The 26,545-nt window shown below is 58.1% G+C and carries 24 protein-coding genes; all 24 read right to left on the bottom strand.

What is annotated here, in order from left to right; genetic code table 11:
* Positions 1–198 precede the first annotated feature (198 nt).
* A complete protein-coding gene (locus tag AB4Z25_RS15445) occupies positions 199–627 on the bottom strand; it encodes a CBS domain-containing protein (RefSeq protein ID WP_442208383.1) in 429 nt (142 codons plus the stop codon).
* The gene (kdsA, locus tag AB4Z25_RS15440) at positions 608–1,492 is read right to left on the bottom strand and encodes a 3-deoxy-8-phosphooctulonate synthase (RefSeq protein ID WP_442208382.1); all 885 of its coding nucleotides are present in this window, start codon (positions 1,490–1,492) and stop codon (positions 608–610) included. The genes AB4Z25_RS15445 and kdsA overlap by 20 nt, the downstream gene beginning before the upstream one ends.
* Positions 1,485–3,056 carry a polysaccharide biosynthesis PFTS motif protein gene (locus tag AB4Z25_RS15435; RefSeq protein ID WP_442208381.1) on the bottom strand — a complete coding sequence of 524 codons (1,572 nt, stop codon included), beginning with the start codon at positions 3,054–3,056 and terminating at the stop codon, positions 1,485–1,487. Before AB4Z25_RS15435 ends, kdsA begins: the two co-directional genes overlap by 8 nt.
* A 62-nt stretch (positions 3,057–3,118) precedes the next feature.
* Positions 3,119–3,616 carry a GNAT family N-acetyltransferase gene (locus AB4Z25_RS15430; protein ID WP_442208380.1) on the bottom strand — a complete coding sequence of 166 codons (498 nt, stop codon included), beginning with the start codon at positions 3,614–3,616 and terminating at the stop codon, positions 3,119–3,121.
* A 10-nt stretch (positions 3,617–3,626) separates the two neighbouring features.
* Positions 3,627–4,676: a pseudaminic acid synthase gene (pseI, locus tag AB4Z25_RS15425; protein WP_442208379.1), complete on the bottom strand. Its 1,050-nt coding sequence runs from the start codon at positions 4,674–4,676 to the stop codon at positions 3,627–3,629.
* 124 nt (positions 4,677–4,800) lie between these two features.
* Entirely contained in the window at positions 4,801–6,339 is a 1,539-nt protein-coding gene (gene pseG, locus AB4Z25_RS15420; protein WP_442208770.1) for a UDP-2,4-diacetamido-2,4,6-trideoxy-beta-L-altropyranose hydrolase, read from the bottom strand.
* A 38-nt stretch (positions 6,340–6,377) separates the two neighbouring features.
* A complete protein-coding gene (locus tag AB4Z25_RS15415) occupies positions 6,378–8,405 on the bottom strand; it encodes an aminotransferase class III-fold pyridoxal phosphate-dependent enzyme (RefSeq protein ID WP_442208378.1) in 2,028 nt (675 codons plus the stop codon).
* Positions 8,406–8,444: 39 nt separating this feature from the next.
* Entirely contained in the window at positions 8,445–9,287 is an 843-nt protein-coding gene (locus tag AB4Z25_RS15410) for an aldo/keto reductase (protein WP_442208377.1), read from the bottom strand.
* A complete protein-coding gene (gene pseC, locus AB4Z25_RS15405) occupies positions 9,284–10,459 on the bottom strand; it encodes a UDP-4-amino-4,6-dideoxy-N-acetyl-beta-L-altrosamine transaminase (protein WP_442208376.1) in 1,176 nt (391 codons plus the stop codon). Before pseC ends, AB4Z25_RS15410 begins: the two co-directional genes overlap by 4 nt.
* Positions 10,460–10,532: 73 nt before the next feature.
* Entirely contained in the window at positions 10,533–11,774 is a 1,242-nt protein-coding gene (locus AB4Z25_RS15400; RefSeq protein ID WP_442208375.1) for a glycosyltransferase family 4 protein, read from the bottom strand.
* A 60-nt stretch (positions 11,775–11,834) separates the two neighbouring features.
* Positions 11,835–12,761 carry a glycosyltransferase family 2 protein gene (locus AB4Z25_RS15395; RefSeq protein ID WP_442208374.1) on the bottom strand — a complete coding sequence of 309 codons (927 nt, stop codon included), beginning with the start codon at positions 12,759–12,761 and terminating at the stop codon, positions 11,835–11,837.
* 25 nt (positions 12,762–12,786) lie between these two features.
* A complete protein-coding gene (gene wecB, locus AB4Z25_RS15390) occupies positions 12,787–13,950 on the bottom strand; it encodes a non-hydrolyzing UDP-N-acetylglucosamine 2-epimerase (protein WP_442208373.1) in 1,164 nt (387 codons plus the stop codon).
* An 8-nt stretch (positions 13,951–13,958) separates the two neighbouring features.
* Entirely contained in the window at positions 13,959–15,032 is a 1,074-nt protein-coding gene (locus AB4Z25_RS15385; protein ID WP_442208372.1) for a polysaccharide biosynthesis protein, read from the bottom strand.
* A gap of 20 nt (positions 15,033–15,052) precedes the next feature.
* Positions 15,053–15,940 carry a dTDP-4-dehydrorhamnose reductase family protein gene (locus tag AB4Z25_RS15380; protein ID WP_112538290.1) on the bottom strand — a complete coding sequence of 296 codons (888 nt, stop codon included), beginning with the start codon at positions 15,938–15,940 and terminating at the stop codon, positions 15,053–15,055.
* Positions 15,941–16,117: 177 nt separating this feature from the next.
* Positions 16,118–16,624, bottom strand: a complete 507-nt coding sequence (locus AB4Z25_RS15375) for an HAD hydrolase family protein (protein WP_162698705.1) — start codon at positions 16,622–16,624, stop codon at positions 16,118–16,120.
* Between the two features lie 21 nt (positions 16,625–16,645).
* The gene (locus tag AB4Z25_RS15370) at positions 16,646–18,073 is read right to left on the bottom strand and encodes a hypothetical protein (RefSeq protein WP_442208371.1); all 1,428 of its coding nucleotides are present in this window, start codon (positions 18,071–18,073) and stop codon (positions 16,646–16,648) included.
* Between the two features lie 88 nt (positions 18,074–18,161).
* Positions 18,162–18,929, bottom strand: a complete 768-nt coding sequence (locus tag AB4Z25_RS15365) for a cytidylyltransferase domain-containing protein (protein ID WP_112538293.1) — start codon at positions 18,927–18,929, stop codon at positions 18,162–18,164.
* Between the two features lie 14 nt (positions 18,930–18,943).
* Entirely contained in the window at positions 18,944–19,684 is a 741-nt protein-coding gene (locus AB4Z25_RS15360; RefSeq protein ID WP_112538294.1) for an SDR family oxidoreductase, read from the bottom strand.
* Positions 19,685–19,694: 10 nt separating this feature from the next.
* Positions 19,695–20,474 carry an SDR family oxidoreductase gene (locus tag AB4Z25_RS15355; RefSeq protein WP_442208370.1) on the bottom strand — a complete coding sequence of 260 codons (780 nt, stop codon included), beginning with the start codon at positions 20,472–20,474 and terminating at the stop codon, positions 19,695–19,697.
* A 3-nt stretch (positions 20,475–20,477) separates the two neighbouring features.
* Positions 20,478–21,275, bottom strand: a complete 798-nt coding sequence (locus tag AB4Z25_RS15350) for an HpcH/HpaI aldolase family protein (protein ID WP_442208369.1) — start codon at positions 21,273–21,275, stop codon at positions 20,478–20,480.
* 115 nt (positions 21,276–21,390) lie between these two features.
* Positions 21,391–22,446 carry a glycosyltransferase gene (locus tag AB4Z25_RS15345; RefSeq protein ID WP_442208368.1) on the bottom strand — a complete coding sequence of 352 codons (1,056 nt, stop codon included), beginning with the start codon at positions 22,444–22,446 and terminating at the stop codon, positions 21,391–21,393.
* Between the two features lie 124 nt (positions 22,447–22,570).
* The gene (locus AB4Z25_RS15340; protein ID WP_112538298.1) at positions 22,571–23,467 is read right to left on the bottom strand and encodes a dTDP-4-dehydrorhamnose reductase family protein; all 897 of its coding nucleotides are present in this window, start codon (positions 23,465–23,467) and stop codon (positions 22,571–22,573) included.
* 23 nt (positions 23,468–23,490) lie between these two features.
* A complete protein-coding gene (locus AB4Z25_RS15335; RefSeq protein ID WP_112538299.1) occupies positions 23,491–25,248 on the bottom strand; it encodes an ABC transporter ATP-binding protein in 1,758 nt (585 codons plus the stop codon).
* Positions 25,249–25,657: 409 nt separating this feature from the next.
* The coding region (locus AB4Z25_RS15330) for a HEPN domain-containing protein (protein ID WP_442208367.1) at positions 25,658–26,545 on the bottom strand (888 nt) is incomplete at its 5' end.

Here is a 26,545-nt window from a genome sequence, read left to right as displayed (position 1 = left end):
CCCGGCTCAACAATTTTATAGCCGTTCGCATGACTGCCGAGGACGGCCTATCTCCATCCGAGCATTGGAATTTGGCTAACCTAGCTGTCGAAATAATGATGTAATGACTGCATCAGAGATGCACCCATTGCGATTAGTTCATTTCATTGTCTTTGATCTGAATCGCAATCGTCAAACACTCTTCAACTACGTTGTATCCTAAGATTCCTTTGGTCTCAGTAGGATCTGCATGACCCGATGAAGATGGAGGAGGCCTTCAAGTCGACCGTCGGAACTAACCACCGGCAGATCCCAGACCTGCTTGTCCTCCATGACCCGCACCGCGTCAACCAAACTTGAATCGGCATGTACCGTTACGGGGTTGCGAGTTGCATGATCCAGCGCATCGTCACCAAAAAGGGCTGAAAAAGGACGCTGATCTGACAAAAGCCGTCGGCGAACATCGCCATCGGTAACGATGCCTAAAAGCTTTCCCCGTGCATCGGTTATACAAACGATTCCGAGCCTGCTATGCCCCATCTCTTCCAGAGCTGCCTTGAATATCGTATTCTCCTGTACCACCGGAAAATCTCCGATTGTCATGGCGACTTCCGATACGAGAAAATCCTCAATTGGCTGGGTGGACATTGTCTTCTCCGTATTTGTGCAGGATGGACAATCTTGCCTCGTGCATCGCCATGGCCTGCGCAAGCACCAATTCTAAGTACTTAAGGTCCAAGACGGTGTTGGGGTCGGACAGGGCGTTATCCGGATCGTCATGGGTTTCCATGAAAAGCGCATCGATGCCGCCGCCTACGGCAGCCCGCACCAGGAATGGAATGAACTCACGCTGACCGCCGGAAAGATTGCCCATCGATGTCGGCATCTGCACCGAGTGGGTCGCGTCGAAGCATACTGGATAGCCGGTTTTTCCCATGATAGGGAAACAGGTCATGTCATTTACCAGCATATTGTAGCCTAGGAACGTCCCGCGATCTGTCAGAAGGATTTGATCGCAACCGAAGGATTCGAGCTTGCGCACCGAGTTGCGCATATTCCAAGGGCTCATGAACTGGCCTTTTTTCAGATGGACCGGGCGTCCAGCTTCGGCTGCGGCGCGCAAAATCGAGGTCTGGCGGCACAAATAAGCAGGGACCTGCACGAAATCGCAAACCTCGCCCGTGGCAGCGGCCCACGACGGATCCGAAAAATCGGAGACAACGGGAATACCGAAATCCTTGCGAATATCCGAAAGAATCCGCATTCCTTCGTCGATCCCCACACCGTGGAAGCTTGTAGCGGAAGAGCGGGAATCCTTATCATAGCACGCTTTGAATATCCAGGGCATCTTCAGCCGATCGCAGATGGTCCCAATGGCCTCAGCCATCTTAAACGCATGGTCCCGGCTTTCGATCGCGCACGGTCCTCCTATATAGACCAGCGGCAGGCCCCTGCCGATACGCACACGGCGGACGTTGCCATAGCCGATTTCGATAATGCGAAGTTCATTCATTCTGACTACTCCCATCGCCGAGGCCATTTACCACCGCGTTTTTTTTAATCCAAGCGTTAAGTTCACCAGCCGTCTTCAGTATTAGGATACCGTGCGCTGCACGGTCGTCGATCTCGACCAGGCCTGTCGGATCGTAGTAGCATGACGGTTTGTTCATGGCGCGGGCGATAATCGCTGTCGACGTAAAAGGCATGCTGACGACGCAATCGGAAATGGCGATGACGTGCTGGGCTGCCAGGGAAGGCTCTACCGATACTATGCGATCTCGGGTTGCGAGATCGTCAATAACCCGCGCGTAATGGGTGTGGACGTTGCGGCCTATGTTGCGCTTTCTTTTCCAGAGGACGTTGGCGCCGCAGTCGCGCGCGCTCGCAGCCACGTCCTCCGCAAACCGGATCGCCGTGGCGGGGGTATAATACTCCATGCTGAGAGCAAATCCCTGGTAGATCGAGTCCCGCATTGGCTGCACGTCGAACACCGCGATCGTTGCGCCGTCAGACGGTGGAATTTTCGCATCGGCGTCGGAAAACCAGATGGGGCCGGAAATCAAGATGTCTCCGTCCAAGCCCTGCCGCCGAATAAAATCCGCCTGGTAGTCATCCCACACGACATAGGTCGACCAGCTGCAGAGATCCCAGTGGTTGCTCTGGCGGGGGTATCCTTGTCGATCTTTGAAGACTTCGCAGTTGGTGGAGTAGAAGTAGAACAGTACGCGGCTTCCAGCCGCTTCCGCAAAGTAGGTCCAGAGCGGCCTGTAAAGCCATCCGGAATTATTGATCAGGTAGTCCCTCGGGAGACGATCGGGGGATACAGCTTCTATCTCAGCGGACCTGGCGGCTTCGCGAAGCAGAAGCGCATGCCACCATCGACCCCGCAATGCGCTCGCAACCGCTAGACTGGCGAGATGACAGCAACGCCAGGCAAGTCGGCGCCACTCTCGTGCTCCACCAGGCTGTGGTTGCGGCCTTGCCACGAGGCGAAGGGGCAGACCGGCGGCGGAAGCAGACGATGGAACGGGAACGCTGTGTGTCAATGCTTTCAACGCTGGCGCCCGGGAGGGCCAGCATGCGTACCATGAAAAGATGTCGTAGCTCGGCTGCTCAAGCCTTGGCAGCTGGCCGGCGGAGATGCCGGCAAAATAGGCGGTATCACCCATCGGCGTCCGATCCTGCCGGTTCAAGCCGGTAATCATCGTCCGGCAGATCGCGACGAGCCCATAGCAGAACATTGCGAAAAGGAAAGCGAGCCAGAACAGCCGGCAGCGAAAGTTCGAGACCCGAAAGCCGTTTGCTGCCAATGCCCGTCGCCAGGCTGAAGGCAGCGGATGGACAACGGGACTCCCGTCCTTCTCTGAGGCGGCCAGCAGCTTTCTGGTCAGCGCCTTTTCAGCAATTGTGATCAGCAAGTATTGGCGGACAACCTTGTCGGCGAATGGAAGCGAGCTCCCAAAAAACCTGTCAGAGCCCTTTCCTCCGACGCCGATCTCGGTGTGCGCCAGCACATTCCTGACATCGTCGATCCTCGCGAGATTGCCGGCCTTCCGGAGCCGACTATAGCCTCGCATGTAGCGGCGTATCGCCCGTCTTTTGCGGCGGACAATCACCCTCTTAATAAGGGAGGGCAACCTCATAGGATGAGCACCATGCTTTGCGTCGATGCTGAAGGAGGAATTTCCTCGCACGGCTGCGACACGAAGCCGATCTTTTCGTATGCCCGGATAGCAGCGATGTTATCGGTCGCCACGCCGAGCACAATCCTGCGGATACCGCGATGCTCCCTCAGCCAGGCATTAGCCGCCTGTATCGCTTCGCCGGCAATTCCCTTGCCTCGCGCCGACGGCTCGCCGATGAGGATGCCCATCGTCGCCACGGATTGCCTTTCGCGGATCGGTTCATACTTCAGATTGCCGAGATGGACGCCTGATGCCCGCTCGAATATTCCCAGAAACAATACGTCGTCACGTCCCTGCCGCTCCGCGATGTAGCGGCGAAGATCGTCGGTTTCCTTCATCAGGTCGCTTGAATATATTCGCTCGGAAGCCGGGCCGCGAAACCAGCCGAGATACTGCTGCGTCGCATCGTCCTCCCGCAGCGGCCGCAGGTGCAACCTCGGTGTCGTGATCATCTTCGATGACCTATCCTATGAGGTCCCAGGACATCGGCGTGCCCGCGGACAAATCGCGATTTGCCTTTCGCCCCAGGATTGCCGAGAACTCACGCGGCGGCAATCCCTGCCCGGGGCGGACGATGCGGATATTTTCCGTCGTGAAGATATCGCCAGCCCGGATTTCGCTTGCCACGTAGATCGACCGCCGGAAAACGAGCGATTTCCGCTCGGCCTCGGTCGGGCCGTAGGTGACGGCACCGAGCGCCTGCCAAGCACGTTCCGTTTCCGTGACGAGGCTGCCCATCTCCTCGGGCTCCAGGGAGAAGGCGCTGTCGACGCCGCCATCGGCGCGGCGCAGGGTAAAATGCTTCTCGACGACGGTCGCACCGTGCGCCACCGCCGCCACGGCGACACCAACGCCCATGGTATGGTCGGAAAGGCCGACCTGACAGCCGAAAAGCGCGGACATGTGCGGAATGGTCAGGATATTGCTGTTCTGCGGCGTGGCAGGATAGGTGCTTGTGCACTTCAGCAAAATGAGATCTCTGCAGCCTGCATCGCGGGCGGTTCGAACGGCCTCGTCCAGTTCGGCAATCGTCGCCATGCCGGTGGATATGATCAGGGGCTTGCCGGTGGATGCGGCCTTCCGGATGAGCGGAAGATGATTGTTTTCGAACGACGCGATCTTGAAGGCCGGGACATCCAGGTCAGCCAGAAAATCGACCGCGGTCTCGTCGAAAGGCGAACTGAAACACTCCATTCCATGCTCGCGGGCCCGCGCCATGATCGGGGCATGCCATTCCCAGGGTGTGTAGGCCTGCTTGTAGAGATCATGAAGGTTCTTGCCTGCCCAAAGGCTGCCCGCGTCGGAAATCTCGAAGTCGCCGCCCCGCACGTTGAGCGTGATCGTGTCGGCCGTATAGGTCTGCAGCTTGAGGGCATGCGCGCCGGACTTTGCCGCGGCGTCCACGATCGACAGAGCCCTATCCAGCGACCGATTATGATTTCCGGACATTTCCGCAATGATGAACGGAGCGTGTTCGCGTCCGACAAGCCGATTGCCGATCTTTATCGTCATCGAATTCTCCACAAGAGGTCACCACCGTCCAGCCTCCGCAAGGCAGCCAGGGCACAGTTGCAATATTCAACTAGCGTACGCTTGTAAAGCGAATGCAGACAGCCTGGACAGCAGCGGCCGGCACCTAAAGCATCAATCCCAGTCTTAGAAACATCCCCGATTCCTCAATGACATCAAACTTCAGCCCCTTGAAAACCTTGAGAGATCCAAGATTGTCGCGGTGGATTTCGGCATAAAGCGTTGCTATGTCCCGCTCGCGGGCAAATCCAAGCAGCTTTTCGAGCGCGCGCGATCCCAGGCCGGCCCCGCGATGCGCGACATCGATGCATATGCTGACGTCCGCCGTCCGCTCGTCTTCCGTCCTGTCGAGGCGGATATGCCCGACCGGGACGGAATCCAGTTCGAATATGAGAAGATGGCGCTTCCTGTCGGCCAATGCCGCCTTGAACCAGGTTATGTGCGAGGCGATATCACCGCCTTGTGGAGATCTGTAGTAGCGGTCCGCGCCTCCGCCGCGCCTCCAGTGCCAGACCGCCTCAGCGTCATCAAGCCCTGCTTCACGCAATGTCAATCCATGGGAGACGATCGCTTGCGCCACCCGGTCGGCGCCCAGGCCATCGCAAACTGCGGCGGCGCGTTCGCTGTAAAGCCGCAGGGCATCAGGGTCGCTGAGCATGGCGAGTGCCTCTCCAAGCCTGGTCTTCCAGTCTTCCGACCTGTCGTCTCCAAGTGCTGCGCCGGCTGCCGCTTCATCGAGTGCAATCATCCCGGCTCTCTGGTTCTCGGCGAATGAGAGCAACAGCGAAGGAAGGCCGAGGACGCACCTTTCCCACACGCTTGTCCCGGCCGCTCCGATCGCGGCGTCGCAACCGATGAGCAATTCCCCCATGTCGGTCACCCCGGAACGAACTTCCACCGGGAGGGGCATGGTTTCCGCCTGCCGCGATACCTCGTCGAAATGTGGCGCGTGCGCGCCAAGGATTACCGTGATCTTTTCCAGCGAAGAAGGGCGTTTCTGAAGGAGGTATTCGAGAACCCTGCCACTGCAATTGCCCGGATCCGTGCCGCCGAACGCGATGAGCAGGTGCTCGAGGCCCTTTCCCCGCCGTCTCGCCAGCGAGCGCTCCCTGGCCTCGGCGAATTCCGGCCGCACTAGCGCAAATCGGGAACCGACCAGGCGTTTGGCGCCGCCGGGCAGGAGATGATCGTATTCTTCAATTTTCCGGCCGAAGTTCTGATTGAGCATGATGTCGCAGGACAACGGCCTGTCCGCGAGATCGTCTATGACCAGGACGTCGGAACCTTTCGGAACCGCCCGGTCGACCCATTCCGACGCAAGGGAATAGCTGTCGACAACCACCCATCGAGGCCGGATCGCGTCCAAGATGTCACGGCATGCCAAGGCGTCAGCCTGTTCGCCCAAGGGCTCATACTGCTGAACCTCGGGGGGGGATTCCGGTGTCGGGGGAAGGCGATGGATCTCGAAAGCCCGTTCGGCCAGCACGGAAATCAGGCTTCCTTCAAGCTCCCGGCAGATGAAATGCGCCCGGTAGTCAAGTTTGCGAAGCTTCTCCGCCAGGGTCATGCAGCGCATCACATGGCCGCTGCCCATCGATATGGAAGCATCGCAGCGGAAGACGATCGTTCTGGCATTCCCGGACATTCGATGTTCTCCTGTGGAACGCGGCCTCTGCCGCATCCTCAGTTCAGACGCTTGAAACCGCCGTGGGCGACAGGCCCGTTCAGCAGTTCCATGACGTCCCGTCCATCTTCGCACTCCCTGATAAGTGCGAAGACAGGTGCGAGCTTCTCGAAGAAGGTCTCGATGACATCAGGCGTGTGGACGATGGAGCTGTATATGCTGTTGCCGGCGAGATAGCCCTTGGCCAGCATCTCCTGTGTGATCAGCGTCTTGTAGGCCAGCGCGTTCTCACTCCTGATGGTAAAGCCGCAAAGCGAGGGGAGACCCCAGTGGTCGATCGCAAGCCCGGTTTCATCGGCAAGCTGCTGCCATCTGCGCCTGACGTCCAGGCCGATTGCGGTAATGACCTCCCAAGAGCGTTCCCGCTCCATGACTTCCAGGGTCTTGAGGGCCGCTGCCGAGCCGATGCGCTCGGTCCAGAAGGTCGAGGAAATGAAAGTCGACTGCGCCGCTTCCATGACAGACCGGCGGCCAATGACGGCGGTTACAGCATAGCCGTTGCCGATCGTCTTGCCGAAGGTGGCCATATCCGGCTCGACGCCATAGATCTTGTGAAGTCCGCCGAAGCTCTGTCGAAAGCCGGAGGTGCACTCATCGAAGATCAGGACTAGGTTCCGCCGCGAAGCGACATCCCTGATATGTTCCAGGAAGCCTTCCTGCGGGCCGGAATTCCTCGACACTTCCATGAAGATCGTCCCGACTTCCGGGTCGGAGACGGCCTCGTCGAACTCGGCGATCGAATTATAGGAGAACGGGCGAATGGATCCCCGCAATTCCTGCGGAACGCCGCGTGGTTCGAGTCCCGGCAGGAGATGGCCGGCCAGCACGCGGTCGTTTCCAAGGTTGGCCGCCAGATACCAGTCGTGCCAGCCATGGTAGCCGCAGAAGGCGACCTTATCGCGCCCGCTGGCTGCCCGGGCGATCCTGATCGCAACGGCGTTCGCCTCTCCGCCCGAACGGCAGAAGCGCGCCATGTCTGCCCATGGATGAAGGTCGACAAGCCGCTCGGCGAGGTAGACCTCCTCTGGCGCGTTCAGCGTCGACATGTTGCCGTCCACGACCACGGCCATCACGGCAGCATCGACCTCCGGATGGCCATATCCGAGCGTGTTCGTTCCAACGCCGAACAGGAAGGTATCGATATAAGCGTTGCCGTCGAGGTCCCAGACCGTATGCCCCTTGGCCTTGCTGAAATAGGCGGGCCACTGCTCCGGCAGAAACATCTCGGCCCGCTTCGAAAGCAGCATATTCCCGCCCGGGATAACATCCTTTGCGCGCTTCCAGAGTTTCTGTCCCTTGCCCATGGTCAAGCCTTCGTTTCTTGCTATGCCGCTGTTGAACTGGAAAAGATCGGGCCGATCGGCCTTGAGCCGGAGAATATCCCGCCAGCTGAAATCGATACCTGGCCCCAATTGTGCCATGATCGCATCCGCGACCTGAAGATCGCCTGCTTCGTCCACCGTCCATCGTTCGGCGGAGTGATCGGTTTCGTTACTGACGTTCACGGTCTTGAAAAGACCACTCTCCCGAAGGTACGGTGTAACGTGTTCCCGTTGAGGTGTTTCTTTTGCTTCCGAATTGGCGCGCCAGAGGGCGGAAAATCGAAAGACCTCGACATCGAGCCCATCTGGGAAAGTGGGAGGCGCAACATTCGATGCATAGTCCGCGCCGTTTGAAACGAGGCTGTCGATAACAGTATCGAGCACCATAGGGTCAATGAACGGGCAGTCCCCGGTCACTCTTACGACTATATCGGCGCCGATTTCCGTTGCCGCATCGAAATATCGCTGCAGCACGTCGTTTTCTGAGCCGCGGAAGGTTTTATGTCCATTGGTTCCCAGAAACTCCGCGAGAACGTCGTCTGCCGCGCCTTCAGGAATTGCAAGGACAACCTCGTCCAGCCGTCGCGATTGTGCCAGACGCTTCAGAAGCACGGAAATCAGCGGCTGACCGGAAATCTCCCGAAGCACCTTGCCGGGAAGACGCGAGGAGCCCATCCGCGCCTGGACAATCGCAACAACCTTCATGTCATTCCACTCCGCCCAAACTGTCCATACGGCATGAATCTAGCTGTTCCATAGACTTGGATTTATCAGAAGCTGATCGTCGCTCGCCAGGGCTTCGGGAACCTCGTCCCGCAGCGGATCGACAGCCAGCAGTTCCTCCAGTTGTGCCGTGCTAACGAGACCCACGACTACACGGTCCAGCAACGGGTTTGCAATCGCGAATCCGAGGCAGGCCTCGACCGGTGTCAGCTTCACAGCCTCCAGCCATTGCCCGTATCGTTGCCATAGCAGTTGCCACTGCGCAAAGCGGGCCGGGCGCGACGATGCCGGCATGATCAGGAGACCCTGCAGAAAGGCCGATCGGGCATGGATTTCGACATCCATGTCCTTCAACTTCCCCAGCCAGCCGCTGCGTTCCATCCGGCGATCCACGATGTTGTAGGGCAACTGGACGATATCAGGCCGGAAAGTCGGCACGATCGCGTCGAGGTCGGACGGATCATACACCGACACGCCAATCTTCTTCACAGTTCCCTCGCCGCGCAAGTCCTCCAGCGCGCTCCTGAGAGCTGTACCCTGGTAGCCAAGCAGTTCCAGAGGCCTGTGCAGCAAAAGACCGTAGACGCTTGAAACGCCCAGTCTGGACAGCGACAATCGGATATGCCCGGCAAGGTCAGGTCCGGCAACGCCGCTGATCTTCGTCACGATCTCGAAACCATCGATCCCGATCTCGCCCAGCCTCGTCTCGGCGTCACCATAGGTCACCGCCGTGTCTATCGTCTGGATACCGCGTTGCCGGGCGCAGGCGATGATAAGCGCGGTCTCTGCTTCAGTGGGCTGCCCGGTGGTGTTGGAGACGCCATAGGTCAACCCAAACTGTGCAGTCCCCAAGCTCAGTTTCATCCCACCAGTTCCCGAAGTGCCTCTATGACCATTGTCTGCTCATCATCCGACAGATCGACGTACAGTGGAATGCTCAAGGCCTGATCATAAAAATCCGCCGCGTTTGGATAATCCGCGGTCCTGAAACCAAGGTTGCGATAGTAAGGCTGGCTTGTCACCGGAATGTAGTGAACCTGGGAACCGATGTTGCGGGCTTTCAAGGCCCGCATGAGCTCCCCACGTCCCATGCCGATTTTCTTGAAATCGATCCGTACGACGTAGATGTGAAGCCCGCTCCGATCGCGGCTTTCACCCGGCTGTGCAGGACGGAGATTTGCAAAATCGCTGAAAGCTGCATCGTAGCGCTTGGCGAGCTGGCGCCGTCTGGAGATGAACTGGTCAAGCTTCCCGAACTGCGACAGGCCGAGGGCAGACTGGATGTCGGTGATGCGGTAATTATACCCCAGTTCCACCATCTCGTAGTACCAGGGGTTGGCCTCGCCGTCGGCAAATGCGTCTTCGGTATGGATGAATGGATCGTCCAGCTTGTTGATACCGTGGCTGCGCAGCCTCAGAAGTCGCCGGTAGGATTCTTCGCTGTTGGTGATGATCATCCCGCCTTCGCCCGCCGCGATTGCCTTCACGGGGTGGAATGAGAAAACCGTCATGTCGGAGAACGCGCCGTTGCCGATTACTCCGCCGTCTGCGTAGTGCCCGCCTAGCGCATGCGCGGCATCCTCGATGACGGAAACGCCGTATCGGTTCGCGATGTCGCGAATCGCTGCCATGTCACAAGCCAGTCCGCCATAGTGAACCGGCATGACAGCCGTGACGTTGCTGTTGGCCGCCAGCAGTTTCTCCAGCTTCGCAGGGTCCAGGTTGACCGTTTCCGGATCGATATCGACGAATAGTGGCGCCGCGCCGTTGTAGAGAGCCGCATTGGCACTGGCCACGAAGGTGATCGGCGAGGTGACCAATGCCCTGGCCGGCCCGGCGCCGGCAACTGCAGCCGCAAGATGTAGTCCAGACGTGGCGCTGGAGACAGCAACCGCATACTTCGATCCTGTATAGGCCGCAACCGCATTTTCAAAAGCGCCCACCATGGGGCCCTGGGTCAGAAAGCCATCGCGCAGCAGGTCCGCAACCGCCTGAATATCGCTCTCGTCTATGTGATGACGGCCGTAGGGAATCATGTATGTGTCCTTGTTACCTGTCGTTCCGCATCTTTCGCAGGCGACGGCTGCGTTTGCTGCTCCGCAGCCTTGTTCATTTCACTGTGTCAGGATCGCGAGGCGATTCCGCTTCTTTTTCAAGCAATGTCGTCAGGCGGTCAAGGAGTTCATCTCTTCCGAAGTTTTTTCGAAAATATTCCTGTCCGCTTCGCCCCATCTCCGCACGCTCCCTTTCGGAAAGAGCCGCCATTTTCTCGACGGCCTCGGCCAGCGCCGCGCCATCGCCCGCGGCAGCGGCAAATCCTGCCCCACTTTCAGAGATGATTTCGGCAACCTCGCCATCGATCGCCGTGATCAGCGGCTTTCCGCTGGAGAGGTAGGATTGGATCTTGGTCGGAATGGTCATGCTGAATATCTCGACCTGGCGCAAGGTCGCCAGCAGGGCATCTGCTTTCGCGTAAAACGACGGCATCGCGCTGAACGGATAGCGTCCGAGCAGGTGAAAGTTCGCCTGCAGGCCCGCCTCTGCGATGCGCTCGCGCACCCACGGAAGCGCATCACCCTCTCCGATGATGATCCAGTGGATATCCGTTCTTGCCGACAGTCGGCGGGCGGCTTCGAGGATCGTGCCGAAATCCTGCGAGAAACCGACATTGCCGGTGAACACGATCCTGAACCCATCGGGCAGCGGCGGGAGACTGCCCTGGTCGAAATCCGCAACCGGCACGGGCGGCTCCCACTGCGGCATGTAATAGACCCGGTCGTGTGACAGCTCCCCGGTCTTTCTGATATGACCGACGAACCGGCGGGACTGCCCAAGAATCACATCGCAGCGCCTGTAGATCCATCTGGTCAACTTGCCGGCGAGACGGATAACGCGTCCGTTCGATACCCGCCCGGAGGCAAAAAGGCTGTCCGGCCAGAGGTCCATCACCCAGAGAACGAGTGGAACGCGCAGCAGCGCTTTGGCGACGATCGCGGGCAGGACCTGTGTGACGGGCGACACCATCCAGCATATGACGATATCGGCCTTCCGGCGGCGAAAAAGCATGACCAGGGAACACAGCAGTGCGAAGCTGACGTAGTTCAGCGCGAGCTTGATGCCGCTTGCCTGACCGCGTGGCAGCAGAGGGCTGCGGATGATTTCGATGCCGTTCCACATTTCCCTGTAGGGGCCTCGAAACAGCGAGTAGGCCGGAAAAAGCTTGCCGCCCGGGTAGTTCGGCAGGCCGGTGACGACCACGACGTCGTGGCCGCGCTCCCTCAGTCCCAGGACAATATCGTTGGCGCGGAAATCCTCGGGCCAGAAATACTGTGAAATCAATAGGATGCGCATGGTCTCGGAAAATCCTCATGATGTGCGGCGGCCTTCGATCGCCGGCGGAAAAGCGTCGTGCTACTTCCAGATGCCGTCGACCGAATTGAGCTTGCCGCCCATGATGAGGGTAAAGCCCTTGAGGTTTCCGAGAAACCGGCGGAAACCGCTGCTCTCTCTTTGCTGGATGGACTGCGCAATGTTGAAGACACATTGTCCGAAGAGTGCCCACGAGAGGGCGAGGGCAGAGAAGGTACGCATCTTTCTCGTGAAATATATGCGATTGACGACCTGCTGCACGCCGAGCGTGAACTGTCGCGACGCCATGACGGGCCGCGGCCAATGCCACACGCGCGCGCCTGCAACGACCCAGAGCCGGTGCTCGCGCGAGACCCGATAGCTGTAATCGACGTCCTCCAGAAACCCGTGACCTATGTACCACTCGTCGTAGCGATGCTGCTCGATCACGCTTCGCCGCCAGAGCGTGGCGCCGCCGTACAGCCAGTCTGTCTCGGTGTTTTCCGAAGGAACGGCGATGGAGGAGGCGAAACCGGAGCGCAGCAACTGCCCCTGGCGCTTTGCATTCAGCAGGAAGAAATCGGCGACGGCTCCGAAAGCCGAGCTTCGTAGCGGCTGGTTGACGATCGTGAAGGCAGCCCCGCCGATATCCGTTCCCGCCGCATTCCAGAAAGCCCTCATCCTGCCGGTCGCGTCCGGCTCGAGTTCCAGATCGTCGTCGAGATAGCCAGCGATGGTTATGCTCTCCTCCAGTGCCGCCATTCCGGCATTGCGCTGCCTGGCGAGGGATGGCGGATATTCGCGGACGTAAGTCAGGGGAAGATCCGAATATTCGTCACAGATGGTCTTGACCGGCGGCTCGCTCGCATCGACGATAATGACCTGATCCGGCGCGTCTTCCTGCTTGCGAAGGCTTTCGAACAGCTTGCGCAGGTCGTCCGGTCGATCCTTGGTCGGAACCACGTAAGCTATTCTGTCGCGCACAGGCATCTTCCGCGTTCAGGACCCAGGTCGATCACTTCGACCAGACTGTCCGGTCAATATACTGGGTGTAACTCAGGATTATCCGAACCACCTTCCGTGCAACGTCATCAACCATGTAGTCGCGAGGCGGCATCAGCGGTTGAGCATGGCCGGCAGCGATATCCGCGGCCTGTGATGTGACGACCGCGACGCTGTCGCACAGCCGCTCGGGATCGAGGCCGCTCATGACGAGAGCTCCGACATCCATTCCCTCCGGCCGCTCATGCGCCTCACGGATCATCACGGCCGGAAAGCCGAGAATGGAGGATTCCTCGGTAAGCGTCCCGCTGTCCGACACCACGCAGAATGCTTCCTGCTGCAGTTTCACATAGTCGAGAAAGCCAAGAGGCTTTAGGAAGCGTATGCGAGAAGATCTCTCGAGTTCGGCGCCGCTTAGCCGGTTGCGTGTGCGCGGATGGGTGGAAACGATGATCTCCCTTCCAAACCGCTCTGCCAGCAGATCCAGTCCCTCGAGAAGCATCTGAAGCTTCTCCGGTGAATCGACATTCTCCTCACGATGGCTGGATACGACGAAATATCCGCCCCTCTCAAGCGAGAGCTTGTCCAGTATCGTCGATTCGGCGATTGCCTGCCGATGATGCGCCAGAACTTCCGGCATCGAGGACCCGGTGACAAACGTCAGTTCCGGCCGTATACCCTCCGACAGGAGATACCGCCGCGCGTGTTCGGTCAGCGTCATGTTGACGTCGCTGAGATGATCCACGATACGCCGGTTTATTTCCTCCGGCACGCGCTGGTCGAAGCAGCGGTTGCCCGCCTCCATATGGAAGATCGGAATCTTCAGCCGCTTCGCAGCAATGACCGAGAGGCAGCTGTTGGTATCGCCATAGAGCAGGATGGCATCCGGCCTGATCTCGCGCAGCAGGGCATCGCTCTTGGATATGATCGCTCCGATCGTCTCCGCGGCATTGGCGCCGGCGGCGTTCAGGAAGTGATCCGGCTTGCGGATGCGCAGGTCCTCGAAAAAGACCTCGTTCAGTTCGTAGTCGTAGTTCTGACCCGTGTGAACGAGAAGGTGATCGACATGCCGGTCGAGTTCGTTGATCACGCGGCTCAACTTGATGATTTCAGGCCGCGTCCCGACAATGGTCGCGACCCTGAGGCGATGCGCCGATTTTTCTCCCGATCCGGTCATGGATTGTCTCAGCGCAGGAGTTCGGAAGTGTCCGTGAAGTCGCGCTGTTCGACCAGCAGCTTATGCCGCTCAAGCAGGCTTCTCGTTTCGGCAAGGCTCATGACCGTGTCGCCGGAGCTGAATTCCTTGCCAAGGAAGACGGTGTTATCGGGTGCGTCCTTCTGCAGTTCCGGTAGCATGGGAAGAATGGCCATGAAGTTGCCCCGGATGACGGTGTGGTCACACTCTTCTTCAGAGACCATCAGCTCGTGCATCTTCTCCCCGGGACGTATGCCGACGATCTTCGTGGCAATGTCACGGTCGCCGATGAGTGCCTTGGCGATATCGAGAACCGTTGCGGACGGCGCGCGAGGCACGACGATTTCACCGGGAAGTGCACGCTCGATGGCTTCGAAGACCGTATCGACCGCCTGGTCGAGGGTGAGCAGGAAGCGCGTCATTTCCGGGACCGTCAGCGTGACCGGCCCGCCGTTCTTGATCTGCTCGTGAAAGACAGGAATGACGGATCCACGCGAGGCCAGTACGTTGCCATAGCGAACGCCCACGAAACGGGTCTTCTCCGCCAGGACATTGCCGGCGATGAAGATGCGTTCGTGGATGGCTTTCGTCATGCCCATGACGTTGACGGGCTTGCAGGCCTTGTCCGTGGAGACGCCGATCACGACCTCGGGCGCCGACATGCGTTCCCGCACGGCGCGAACGATATTGACCGGCCCCTGACAGTTCGTCATGACAGCCTGCTCGGGGAAGTATTCACAGGTCGGCACCTGCTTCAAGGCGGCCGCGTTGATAACGATATCGACGTCGCGCATCGCTGCGCAGACATCGGCGTAGGAACGAACGTCACCGATGCGAAACTCGAGCATATTCAGGAAGTTGCGATAGATGACCTCATCCGTGCTCGCGCCCTTGCTGAGGTAGGAAAGCCGCATTTCGTGCTGCTTGCCCTCATCGCGGCTCATTACGATAACCTTTTTGGGATTGCCGCGCTCACCGGAGATGATCCGGCGCACGAGGCTTTTGCCAAGCGAGCCGGTTCCGCCGGTGATGAGGATTCGCTTGTCTTCCAGTATGTTTGTCATGCGATCTCTTTCTAGCAATCTCAAGCCGACGCTGCGTTCGGCGCTTGCCTATCTCCAATCAGCCCGGCCAGTTCCTCGAGCATCACGTCCCAAGAGGGCGGACTGTAGCCGCTCTTCTCGGTCAGGAGGTCATTTAAAAGACTTCGGTCACAATGGAAACTGCTGTCGGGCACAATTCTTACGTCTGTCCGACACATTTTCTCGGATAAGGATAGGAGGAGGTCATGCTTGGATATGGGCTTGGACGCGACATTGTAGATGCCGCTGAGCGTTCCAAGGCGTGAGGTCAGAAAATCCACAAGCCGCGCGGCTTCCGCTGTGGTAATGCCGGTGAAGATAGCCCGAGTATAGCCTTTAATCTCGCCGGTCTGACTCAGAAACCATTCGACAAGGCTCGTTTTTCTGTGCAGTTCCAAGCCGATGATGGAAGTACGCAGGGTGATGCAGTTCTCCGCTGAGACCTCGCCGAGCAGCTTCGTCCGTCCATACAGGTCGGTTGCGTCGGGATTGTCAGCCTCTGAGTAGCCGCCCCTGTCTCCCTTGAAAATGCAGTCCGTGCTGAAATGGATCAGGTAGGCTCCGGCAGCGCGGCAGTATTCTGCCAGCCGGTGAGGCAGCACAGAGTTGATCTCGAGACTCACCAGCGCTTCGGATGCCGCATCTCGCTGCTTGACAATCCCGGCTGCGTTGATCACCAGATCCGGAGAAAATGCGGAAATCACGTCGCGAAGAGCTGCCGATTCGCGCAGATCCAATTGATCGAAGGTGTTCGACTCATTGAACAGGCCGTAGGCCTCGTATTGCGACAGCGCGAGCCTGACGGTCACCTTCACGGTGTGACGATCACGAAGCGACAGCAGCAACTGGTGCCCCAACATGCCGTCGCCACCCAATATCAGTATTCGCATGATATTCTCACTGCCCGGTTTTCTGTTTTGGCGACTTCGGTGACACAACTCATGTTCAAGCGAACCGTGGAGAGTGTTTCCACTACATGAGAAATCGGAGGTGCGCAAATGCACGGCAGCCGGCCAATCGTCAGATCTGGCTCCCGTAATTCCCGGTATCTCGAGCAGAAAGGTCGGTCATCCCAGCCTTCTTGCTGCAAGGATCGCCTCGCACAGCTCCCTGACCGCCCCGTGACCGCCGGCTGCCTTCGTTTCATAACGGCAAACAGCCTTCACCCGGTCCACGCCCGCGGGAACCGTTATCGGAAATCCAACTTTCTCCAGCAGGCTCATGTCGTTCACATCGTCGGCGATGTGGCAGACTTCCCTGAGGTCGATGCCAAGCTGGCCTACCAGGTCGACTATCGGCGCAAGCTTGTTGTCGACGCCCAGACAGCAGTGCCGTATACCAAGAACGGATGCCCTCCTGGTTATGATGGGATTCTGGCTTTGTGAAATGAAACACACCTCGACCCCCTCCGACATCAACAGCTTGAGACCTGTTCCATCCTGCACATGGAAGCGCAGAAGGGAAAGGCCATCGGGGCCGAAATACATTCCGCCGTCGGTCAGCACGCCATCGACGTCGCATGTCAGCAGCTTTACGCCGGCCAGGGCCGGATCGGGCGTCAAAACGTTCGGCAAGCAACCCACCCCCGTTTGGTTTCAGTTCTTTCCGTTCAAATCGCGCACGAGATCGACGAAAACCTGCTCACGCAGAGGCACGTAGAATTTCGTGGAGAAATCGATGGCGGCAAGCAGCTCCGCTTCCGGGCTGGTTTCGTTTCCAGACAGGATGCGCGTCAGCTCCGCAGGACTTTCAACGCTTTCCCGATAGCCCCGCAGCGCGAAAAGCGGATCGATATCGACGAGATCGCCGGGCACACGATAATGCAGCGGCTTGGTTCGCAGGAGCGGTGCGCTGATGACGGCCGTGCTTCCCCTGTAGACGGCCCAGCTCGCCTCCGCCAGATCCACATTAAGCGAGCGCTCGGTCGACCATTCGAAGGCCGGCGGCAAATTCGCGAATTCGGGCCGCTCCGTCACGAAGGCTTCCCTCGACATGGCCGGATGCAGCCGAATTCGAAACCGCACGTTCGGGCAACTGGAGCTCGCCTCCAGGCTCAGCCGGATCAGCGCTGCCACTTCGTCGCTAAGACCTTCGGGAAGGAGCAGGCAGACCTTCGAATCCGGTGTCGACGGCAGGTCCTCGCCCTTTGCAAAACTCCGGATACTGCCGAGAATCCTGATGTCGCTGCCAGCCATGGCCGGATTGTTCCGAAGGATCGACAGAGATACGTCCCCCGGGACCATGATAACGTCAGGGTCGAACCCGTTGCCGAGGTGCGCAGTCAGCGCATGGTGCATAGGAAACAGGGGGGCGTGTGCATATCCGACACACACCGTCGAGCGATCCGCCTGGTGAGCAGCGTGAAATGCAAGCCGCTCCCAGCTATGCCCTTCGAGGGTCGTCATCACTATTCGCGGCTTCAGCCGCCGGACCAGCGCGCCGATCTGGTCGGCAATGCGCACCGCGTCCCGCGCAGCAGGAGAAAGGACATCAAGCGCTGCGAACCGGGCCAGCTCCGCGTTTCTTCCGACAGCCTTGCCCGCCAGGCCCAGCGCCGCACGCACAAGCCGGGATGAAATGCTCAGTTCACCGAGGAAACCGAGTTGTCTTGGAAGCACGACCCTGGGTGTTGGCGATTGCGAGATGCGCGGCGGGGAGCTGCCGGTGTGGTCGATAAGGGCGTTCACCGACGAAATGCCGTGACGCTGCAGGCGCTCGGCAAGATTGCCGATGTAGTTGTCGTCTGCCTGCTCCATGCGTCGCACATCGAGCAGGTGGGAAATGAACAGGATATCGGTATGCTCAGGCAGCCGGTCCTGCTGCTGCCGCGAATCTCGCCTGTCAAAACCCGCGCGAAGGGGTTTCGCGAGATTGTGGTACAGGACCGGAATCGAGGCACGCGCCAACGCTCCCGCAAAACGCGACTGCATGAGATCGGCATAGGATTTCAGTGAGTTCGGGTGAGCATTTCGGAAATGCAGTATCGGCGCGGCGACAACCGCCGGGTTCGTGGCGCCACGCAACAGTTCGGTTCCGGAGCACGCTATCGCCTGCAGTCGTGAAGCCGTCGACTGTCCTTGCGACACTGCCCTGCCGGAGCTCATCGATGCCCTACCATGCCAGAACGCGGCGCAGCAGTTCAGCCTGCTCGCCGGACTGGCTCACATACTCCAGCACCTGCTGCGCTTCGCCGGGCTCGTTGACCGACGGAAGGCTTTCGTTCACGCTAACCGACGTCAGTATCCCGCCTGTTTCGATGATCCGCATCTGTTCTATCGACTCGGACTTCTCGAAAGGCGTCGCCTGCTGGCCGGCGATCTCCATCAGATAGTCGCGCCGGAAGCCGATCATCCCGAGAATCTTTCGGATCGCGCCCTGCTGTACATCGAACGGTGCTACCGAGGGAGAGCGGCGAAAACAGAAGCTGATGCGCTCGTGCATCCCCAAGGCGCATTTGACGAAAGAATGGCGGTCGAGTTCACCGAACTCGTTGATGGGCGCAGTCGCGTTCCAGGCGTGGCCGTCAGGGTTGGCCTTCATTGCGGCGATCATGGCCGAAACGTGCTGCGGCAGCAGCAAGGGCTCGTCACCCTGGAGCAGCAGCACATGCGTGCAATCGAGCGAAGCCGCCGCTTCCGCACAGCGATTCGTTCCGTTGCGGTGGGTGTTGGCGGTCATGATGACATCGCCGCCCGAAGCTCTCACGGCCTCTGCAATTTCTTCATCGCAGGTCGCGACGTAGACCTCGTCCAGGCCCTCCGCCATCAGGGCTCGCCTGCGTACATGCTCGATCATGGGCACGCCGTGAAACGGAAACAGAATCTTCCGCGGGAAGCGTACGGATGCGAGATGCGCGGGTATGAGGCCAACGACTTTCATTGAGTTGCAAAACCTTATTGGGGAAAGACACCACAGTCGACGTTGATGCACTGGCCGGTAATCGCCGACGCTGCTTCCGAAGCCAGGAAGACCGCCATTGCGGCAACGTCTTCCCCGCGTGGCAGCCAGCCGAGCGCCGCATTGCCCGCCGTGAATGTCTTCAGGAACTCATCCGGCTTGCCTTTTGCGGGCGACCACTCCATTTCAAGCGCCTCGACAAGTCCCGGAGTCCGCACAAGAACAGGGCAAAGCGCATTGACACGAATGGCCTTAGGCCCGAGCTCCTTGGCGAGGGATTGCGTCAGCCCGTTCATTCCGAACTTGGAAGCGACATACATAGAATTGTTGGCGCTGCCGCGCTTTCCGGCGAGGCTAGAGATGTTGATCAGCGAGCCACCTTGCGGCATTGCGGCGGCCGCCGCCTTGCAGCCCCAAAAAGCACCTTTCAGGTTAACATCGATCATCGTGTCGAAGAACGGTTCATCAATAGCCTCAAGGGGCCGCCATTCCGAAAAGCCGGCGTTGTTGACGTAGACATCCAGCTTGCCGCCCCATGTCTTAGCTGTATCAACTAGATGGCGGTGTGCATCCTCGTTGGAGACATCTACGGCCTCGAAGCGAATCTGATCCGAAACTTCGGAGATTCCGCTATCGTTGCGCGCACCGACCACAACCTTGTAGCCGGCGTCGACAAACCCTTCAACGAGAGATCGTCCGATACCACGACTTCCACCGGTGACTACTGCAACCTTCATCGCCGTTGCCTCAGATTGTCATGGCCGAGAAGCCGCCATCGACAGCTATCTCGGCACCGGTTACAAAACCGGCCGCGTCGGAGGCGAGCCATATCATCGCGCCGACCAATTCGCTAACCTCGCCATACCGCCCCATCGCGGTGTGACCGAGAATTGCCGCCTCACGCTCCGGGGTGATGAAATTCTTCCGGTTCCAGTCCGTCGGGAAAAATCCCGGCCTGATGGAGTTAACGCGGACCCCAAGCTTGGCCCACTCGCGGCCGAGATTCTGCGTCAGGTTCTTGATGCCTGCCTTGGCAACGGAATACGGAAACGCTTTCGACAGTGGTGGACCTGCGGAGGCCGAGGATATGTTGATGATCGAGCCCGAGCGCTTTTCGACCATATGGCGGCCGAACACCTGGCAACCGAGGAAGGTGCTGGTGATCTGGGAATCCATGACCGAATTCCACTCTTCCAGCTCCATCTCGAAAAACGGCGTGGAACTGTTGGTGCCCGCACCATTGACCGCGATGTCGAGCGGTCCGAATTCCATGTTGATCGAAGCGAGAGCGGTCTCGAAGCTGGCCTTGCTGGTAGCGTCCAGCGCCAGGCCGATGGCCGAGCCGCCGTTGTCCCTTATCTGGGCAGCAACCGCGTCCGCCTTTTCAGGACGTATGTCGAGAACAGCGACGTTACATCCGGCTTGACCAAAGGCACGGGCCATTTCGCCGCAGAGATGGCCGCCTCCGCCCGTGATGGCGACGACACGGCCTTCGAGATCGAACAGCTTTTCAACGAATTTCGACATTGTCTAGACAGTCCTGAATTGAGAAACCACCGCGCGCGTCTGCTCGGCCCATTTCCACAGTACGAACAGGTCCGAACCAAGAATGGCAAAGGTATATCCCTGGTCGAACATATCTTGCACAGCCTCATGCGTGACATGAGCGACTTGCGTGCAGCATCCCTTGCCATGGCGACGGCAGGCTTCTACGACCTTGGCCGCCGCCTCGCGGACGCGCGGATGGTTGACCTGGCCCGGCAGTCCCAGTGAACCGGAAATATCGTAGGGTCCGACCATGACGGCATCGACTTCGTCGAAACTCAGCAATTCGTCGATGTTTTCGACACCGGCGATCGATTCGACCTGAAGCATGACAATCGATGATTCGTTCCATGTCGTGATATAGTCATCGAAGTCGAAGCCATATCCATGGGCGCGGTTGACGCCGTAGCTCCGAAGGCCGAAAGGAGGAAACTTGGCGCAATCGATCAGCGCCCGGACCTGATCCTTTGTCTCGACCATTTGGACGATTAGCCCGTCAGCTCCCGCTTCAAGAAGGGGCTTGAAGATGTCGTTACTATGCGAGACCGGGCGGGGAAGGCAAGTCGTGCCTTCAGCCTGGCACGACGTAATGATATGGCGCGCCTGCTCGAGCGAGATGGTCGTATGTTCCATGTCGATCGCGATGAAGTCGAAACCCGTCCGGGCAAACGTTTCGACGATCGATGGATCTGGGTAGGAAACCCAACCGCCGAAAACCCGCTCGCGGCTACGCAGTTTCTGTTTCAGATTCCGTCGACGTGTAAGTCTGGCTTCAAACGACATTGGACACCGCAAGGTTGGAAATTATGGTGCTGTTATCACTGGGCGGGATGCAACACAAGCCGATGGAGCCAGCTTGGAGTACAACCCGCGCCACCATTCGAAGCCGGAGCCAATTCTACCGTCGTCTGATGCCCAGCAGGTCAAGCGACGCCCGAATATCCTTGTCATCCTCCAGCAATGATCGCGCATAGGCTGCGGCGGCATGTCTCATTCTTGCATGGTCGGCCTCATCCGTGTCGATGATCTTCTGAAGGGCGGCGGACATCAGTTCCGGCCTCTCCAGGGCGATATCCGCCCCAATTCCCTTCCCGGCCAGATCTTTCCATGGCGTGCGGTCGCTGATGACTACCGGGCAACCCGCGCCAAGAGCTTCAAAGACCACATGCGCATAATTTTCGCCCAGCGAAGGCAGGAAGAAGACGTCGAAATTGGATAGTGACGCCAGCACGTTTTGCGGCTTTTGCGGACCAGCGAATTCGACCCGGATATTTTCGGGCATCGTGGCCAGCTCGCGTTTACAGGCTTCCCAGTAGTCCAGGTCCTCTACCGGGCCGATGACGGAAAACAGGATTTTCCCGGAAAGCGGACGCAGCATGGCAAGGGCGCCGACGAGGTTCTTCATGGGCGAAATCCGGCCGACGAAGATTATCCTCGCTTCACCCGGGGCCTTTTCCCTTCGGGGTGATGGCTCCAGCGGCATCGAGGGCAAGTCGGCGGCGACGACGATGTCTGCATCGTTTCCCATGGCAGACCGTATATCCGTTGCCTCGAATGGGCTCGACGCCTGCCAGACGACATTGCGAAGCAGACCGCTTGCCCGCAGAGCCGACAGGTAGATTTTCTTCCTGATCCGCTTCAATCCCAGCGCCCCGGGCGAGAGTTCTCCGCGCGGTGCCAGAACGATGCGTGCCCGGCACCGCTCAAGCCTTGCCGCAATCAACGGAAGCAGCGAAAATTTTCGCGAAAGAAGGCTGTTTATGTAAATCACATCCGGTCTCGTCTCGCGCAATGCCCGTCGAATGCCTGAAATCGTCAAATTTGAAGGGGTCGAATGCTGGACACAAGCGCCAGCAAAAGGATGCCAGACATCGAGAGGAACCCCAAGGTATGTACCTGTCTCACCCAAATCATTCGCACGTGTAAAAACAGCAAAATCGGCATCGCTGTTCAATCGTGAAACTACGTTGTGGATACTCGTTATTGGCCCTCCGCCCTTGTAACCCGGGAGATAGTAATCGCAGAAAACCAGAACTTTGTGTTTGGTAACAGTGGTATCGGTCCGCGGGCTCAACAGATCAGCCTATGTTGCTGCGCAGCAGAGGGAAAAGGACGCCAAGACTTTCGGAGATGTCCGGCATAGAACGCCCCAGTGCTGTTGACAGCTTTCGGGTCGAAAGTGACATATCCAAGGGACGCAGCGCTTTCAGACCGGCATCGGCGAGGTAACGCGGGAACACTAGCGTTCGATCAAGGCCTAGCCTGTCCGCCAGCAGGATGGCGAATTCGAACTTCGAAATGCGCTCGGAACCCGCGCAATGATATAGGCCTGTCAAATTGTCATCCACGGACTGGATGATAAGCTCGGTAAGAAGCGGCAGCGCAATCGGCGTGAAATAGGCATCGGCAAATGCGCCGAGTGGTTCGCCTGCGCGCAGGCAATCTGTCATCCAATCGGACAACGACTTTCGCCATGGCAGACCCTGTCCGAAGAAATTCGTACGCAAGACAAGTGTTTCCGGATTCGCCCGCAGAGTCATCCGCTCGCCTGTCACCTTGGTTCTGGCATAGGCATTCAGGGGATGAACGGCGTCATCTTCCGAAACGTTAGGCTCCGTGCCGTCCCAGAGGTGATCGCTCGATATATACAGGAACCGACACCTGCCGCGACTGGCCGCCGCAAATTCGCCTGCTGCTCCAGCGTGGAGACGTTCAGCCAGCCATTCGTTAGATTCGCATTTGTCAACATCGGTCAGGCCTGCTGCATAGACAACGGCGTCAGGCTCGATCTGTTTGATAACATCCTTTGCATCAAGTTTGCCCGTGAGGTCTAAGGGCACCGAGTGAACCTCCGGCACGACCATGAGATGATTGCCGGTCGTTGCCCAAACCTGCTTTTCCCGCGCAACCAGGGATGAACTCAAAGCATGCCCGAGCATGCCGCTCCCTCCAACAATCAACCAACGTGTGTTCATTCCGATTCCTCTGCCGATTAATCCTAGCCTGTGCTTTCCGCGGCCACGTTTTCATCGAAGGGCCAGAGCACGGCCTCCTTCAAAAGGAGAATACGATCACAGGACTTCAAGGTGCTTAGCCGGTGGGCGATGACCACAATCGTCTTTTCGCCCTTTAACGCTTCCAGCGTTTCGACAACAGCATTTTCTGTTTCGTTGTCGAGCGCAGAGGTCGCTTCATCCATGAAAATGACGTCAGGGTTATGGTACAGGGCGCGCGCAATGCCGATCCTCTGCCGCTGACCGCCTGAAATGGTGGCTCCCTGTTCACCTACCAAAGTGTGGAAGCCAAGGGGGAGTTGCATAACTAGGTCATTCAATTGCGCGAGTTCGATTGCTTTGGACACGCGGGAATCATCGATTGCTGCATCTTCGATGCCAAAGGCAACATTCTGGCGCAGACTTTCGTCCGACAAATAAACGAACTGCGGTACATAACCGATACGTGACAACCATGATTGCCGCCCCTCCGATATGTCCATCCCATCGCAGAGAACAGCGCCTGACGTCGGCGGCAACAGTCCGATCATTATGTCGAAAAGAGTGCTTTTTCCACTGCCCGACTTTCCAACTATGCCGACACACTCGCCCCATCGTATCCTGAGGTTAATACCATTTAGTATATTTTCACCTCGATCATAAGCGAATTTCACCCTGTCAAGAATCAGCCCCGTCTCGCCAAGCTCTTGTTCATCGCTATCCATTTTTTGAGCGACGCTCTGAGCATCGGGATTATCGCGGAATTCGGCGCTGACGGCGAAGACGGCAGGCGCTCCAACCCGCATTTGTTGAGCTGCACCGAGGATCGAGCTTGCCGCATCCATAAGGCGCAAGGACGCAAATCCGAAGACGGCGAGCACAGGAGCAATATCCGCTATCGGTCGAACGATGGTCATCATTGATATAATGGCTAGAACGACAAAAACGAGAATTACTTCAAGATAGTATCTCGGCAACTGCGTAAGAACATTCCGCGATCTCTGCGCACTAGCATACTTCATGCGCGAGGAGTGTAGTCTTCGAATGAACTCTTCTTGCCTACCCAAAACACGAATTTCGCGACCCGCGCCAATTCCCTGCTTCAATTCGTTCAGCAGTTCGAAATTCGCGTCCTGAAACTGAACGCCTATGCGATAAAGGCGGGTCTTCACAACCCAGAAATAGCCGCCGCCAAAAATAGCGACGAGGAAAGCAGCTCCTATGGCGGTCGGCGCATCCACAAAGAGCAGAAACGCGAAAATAACGAGGAAAAGCAAAATGTTCACAATGATCGTGAACATCGGGATGATAAAAGTTAGGAAGATCTGGCTGCAAGACACAGATGCATTGCGGATCAACTCTGAAGAGTTTCTGGTTGCGATCGAGGGCCATGGCCGCTGAAGGTATCTGGCGTACAACCTGGTGCCCAATTCTGCTTCTGCTGCGAAGAGGATCTTGTACTGCCAAGAAACCAATACCATCGAGAGAATGTTTTTGAACATGAATACGCACGCGATCAGGCCTGCAAGCAGCAAGATCACAAGGCGAGGCTCTGATAAGTCTGCTGTATCTAAGAACCGCGCTAACAAAGGCAGCTTGGCCGACGCTGCTGGGTTAACAAGAGCGAGAACGAGGGGAAAGAACAGCGCAACCCCGATAGCATCAAGCGCAGCGGCGAGCCCGAAGCTGACGGTAATGATGGGCAGCTTCCGGCGCGTCTTCGGGCCAAGCAGTGCTAAGCTTTCCAAAATTGGTAGTTTCATAACATATCTTAATATGTGAGGGCATGTTCAAGGTACACTCTTTTGCACAAATCAACTCGCGGCGAAAGCCGTGTCGCTCGGATCAGGCTTTCGCACTTCCACGTCGACAGCTGGCTGACGGTGCTACGTGACGACAAGCGGGCCATCTTCCAAGCTGCCACCCAAGTCCAGCGCGCGCTCGCTAACTGCATACCTGAAGCCGCACATCGAACGCCAGGGGGAGGCACAAAGCCGCACGAGCATCGGAGAAAGGCGCTAGACCATGTAGACCCGTCCTGGATGGCAGGACATCACGTTCCGGCCACGGCGTGCAATTCAACACTTGGGTTCAGCTAGCGAAGTGAGTTTGCTGACAGCTAACTGGGACGTGTTTCGAGGGCTCAAACGCGCCGGAAGTTGTCGGTGAGCATCAGCTGTGCCGCTCTTGGCCTACCCGCTCACGGCAGACCATCTCCACCGTATCCTGCAGAACTTTCACGCGCCGGATCAGCCAGTTGAGCTCCTCGGCCGTGATCTCGTAGCTCGCAGAATACCGAGCTTCGACGTAGGCCCGCGACAGAAGCTCGAAGTGGCGCCGGGCAACGCGGCTATCCCGCGGCCAGGCATCGACCAGCCGGGTGTCGAGATCCTCGGCCTTCGATCGAAGATTTTTGATACGATGCGATTTCGGGCTATAGAGCGTGAGGGTGAGGAGCAGGCAATGATAGGCTTCCTCCGTCGCTTGGTGCAGCATGAAGGCGCCGTGGCGAAAGATATTATTTTCAACGCTGTATGAAGCTACCTGTAATGCTTCTTTTGAAAGCTTGAACCACTGATCGAAATGCCGCCGTGCCTCCGCATGCTTCTCCGCTTCTGATAGCGGCTTCGGCTGCGCGAGCGGATGGCCGGGTTCCTCATAAAGCACAATGCCATCGCGGGCGAGATCGACAAAGAATGGCCGGCCGCGTGCCAGCTGGTCATTAACGTCATGAAGGGAATGAACCACCGGCAGCACGGGCGTCTTAATGCGATGCGCGATCTGTTCCTGGATCAACCGCTCATCGAGTGCAAGCCATAGTTCGTCTTCATCCGCAAAGCTTTGCGAGTTGACGACTACCATCAGGTCGTAGTCGGAACGGTAACCACTCAGCCGGTCTTCCACCCAGTCACCTCTGGCATAGGAACCATAGAGGATGACCTTGAGGATCTTGCCGTCCGACCGCTTGGCGGAAAGCTTGGTCGCACGGAACCGTTCAGCCTCGAAGAAGATGATCTCCAGCACACGTGCAAGCTCGCGGCGTTTGTTCGCCGGCAGATG

It is taken from the genome of Rhizobium sp. RAF36, assembly GCF_052114105.1.
Lineage (GTDB): Bacteria > Pseudomonadota > Alphaproteobacteria > Rhizobiales > Rhizobiaceae > Rhizobium.
The sequence above is the reverse complement of the archived record's forward strand: the minus strand, read 5'-3'. Positions and strand labels throughout refer to the sequence as shown.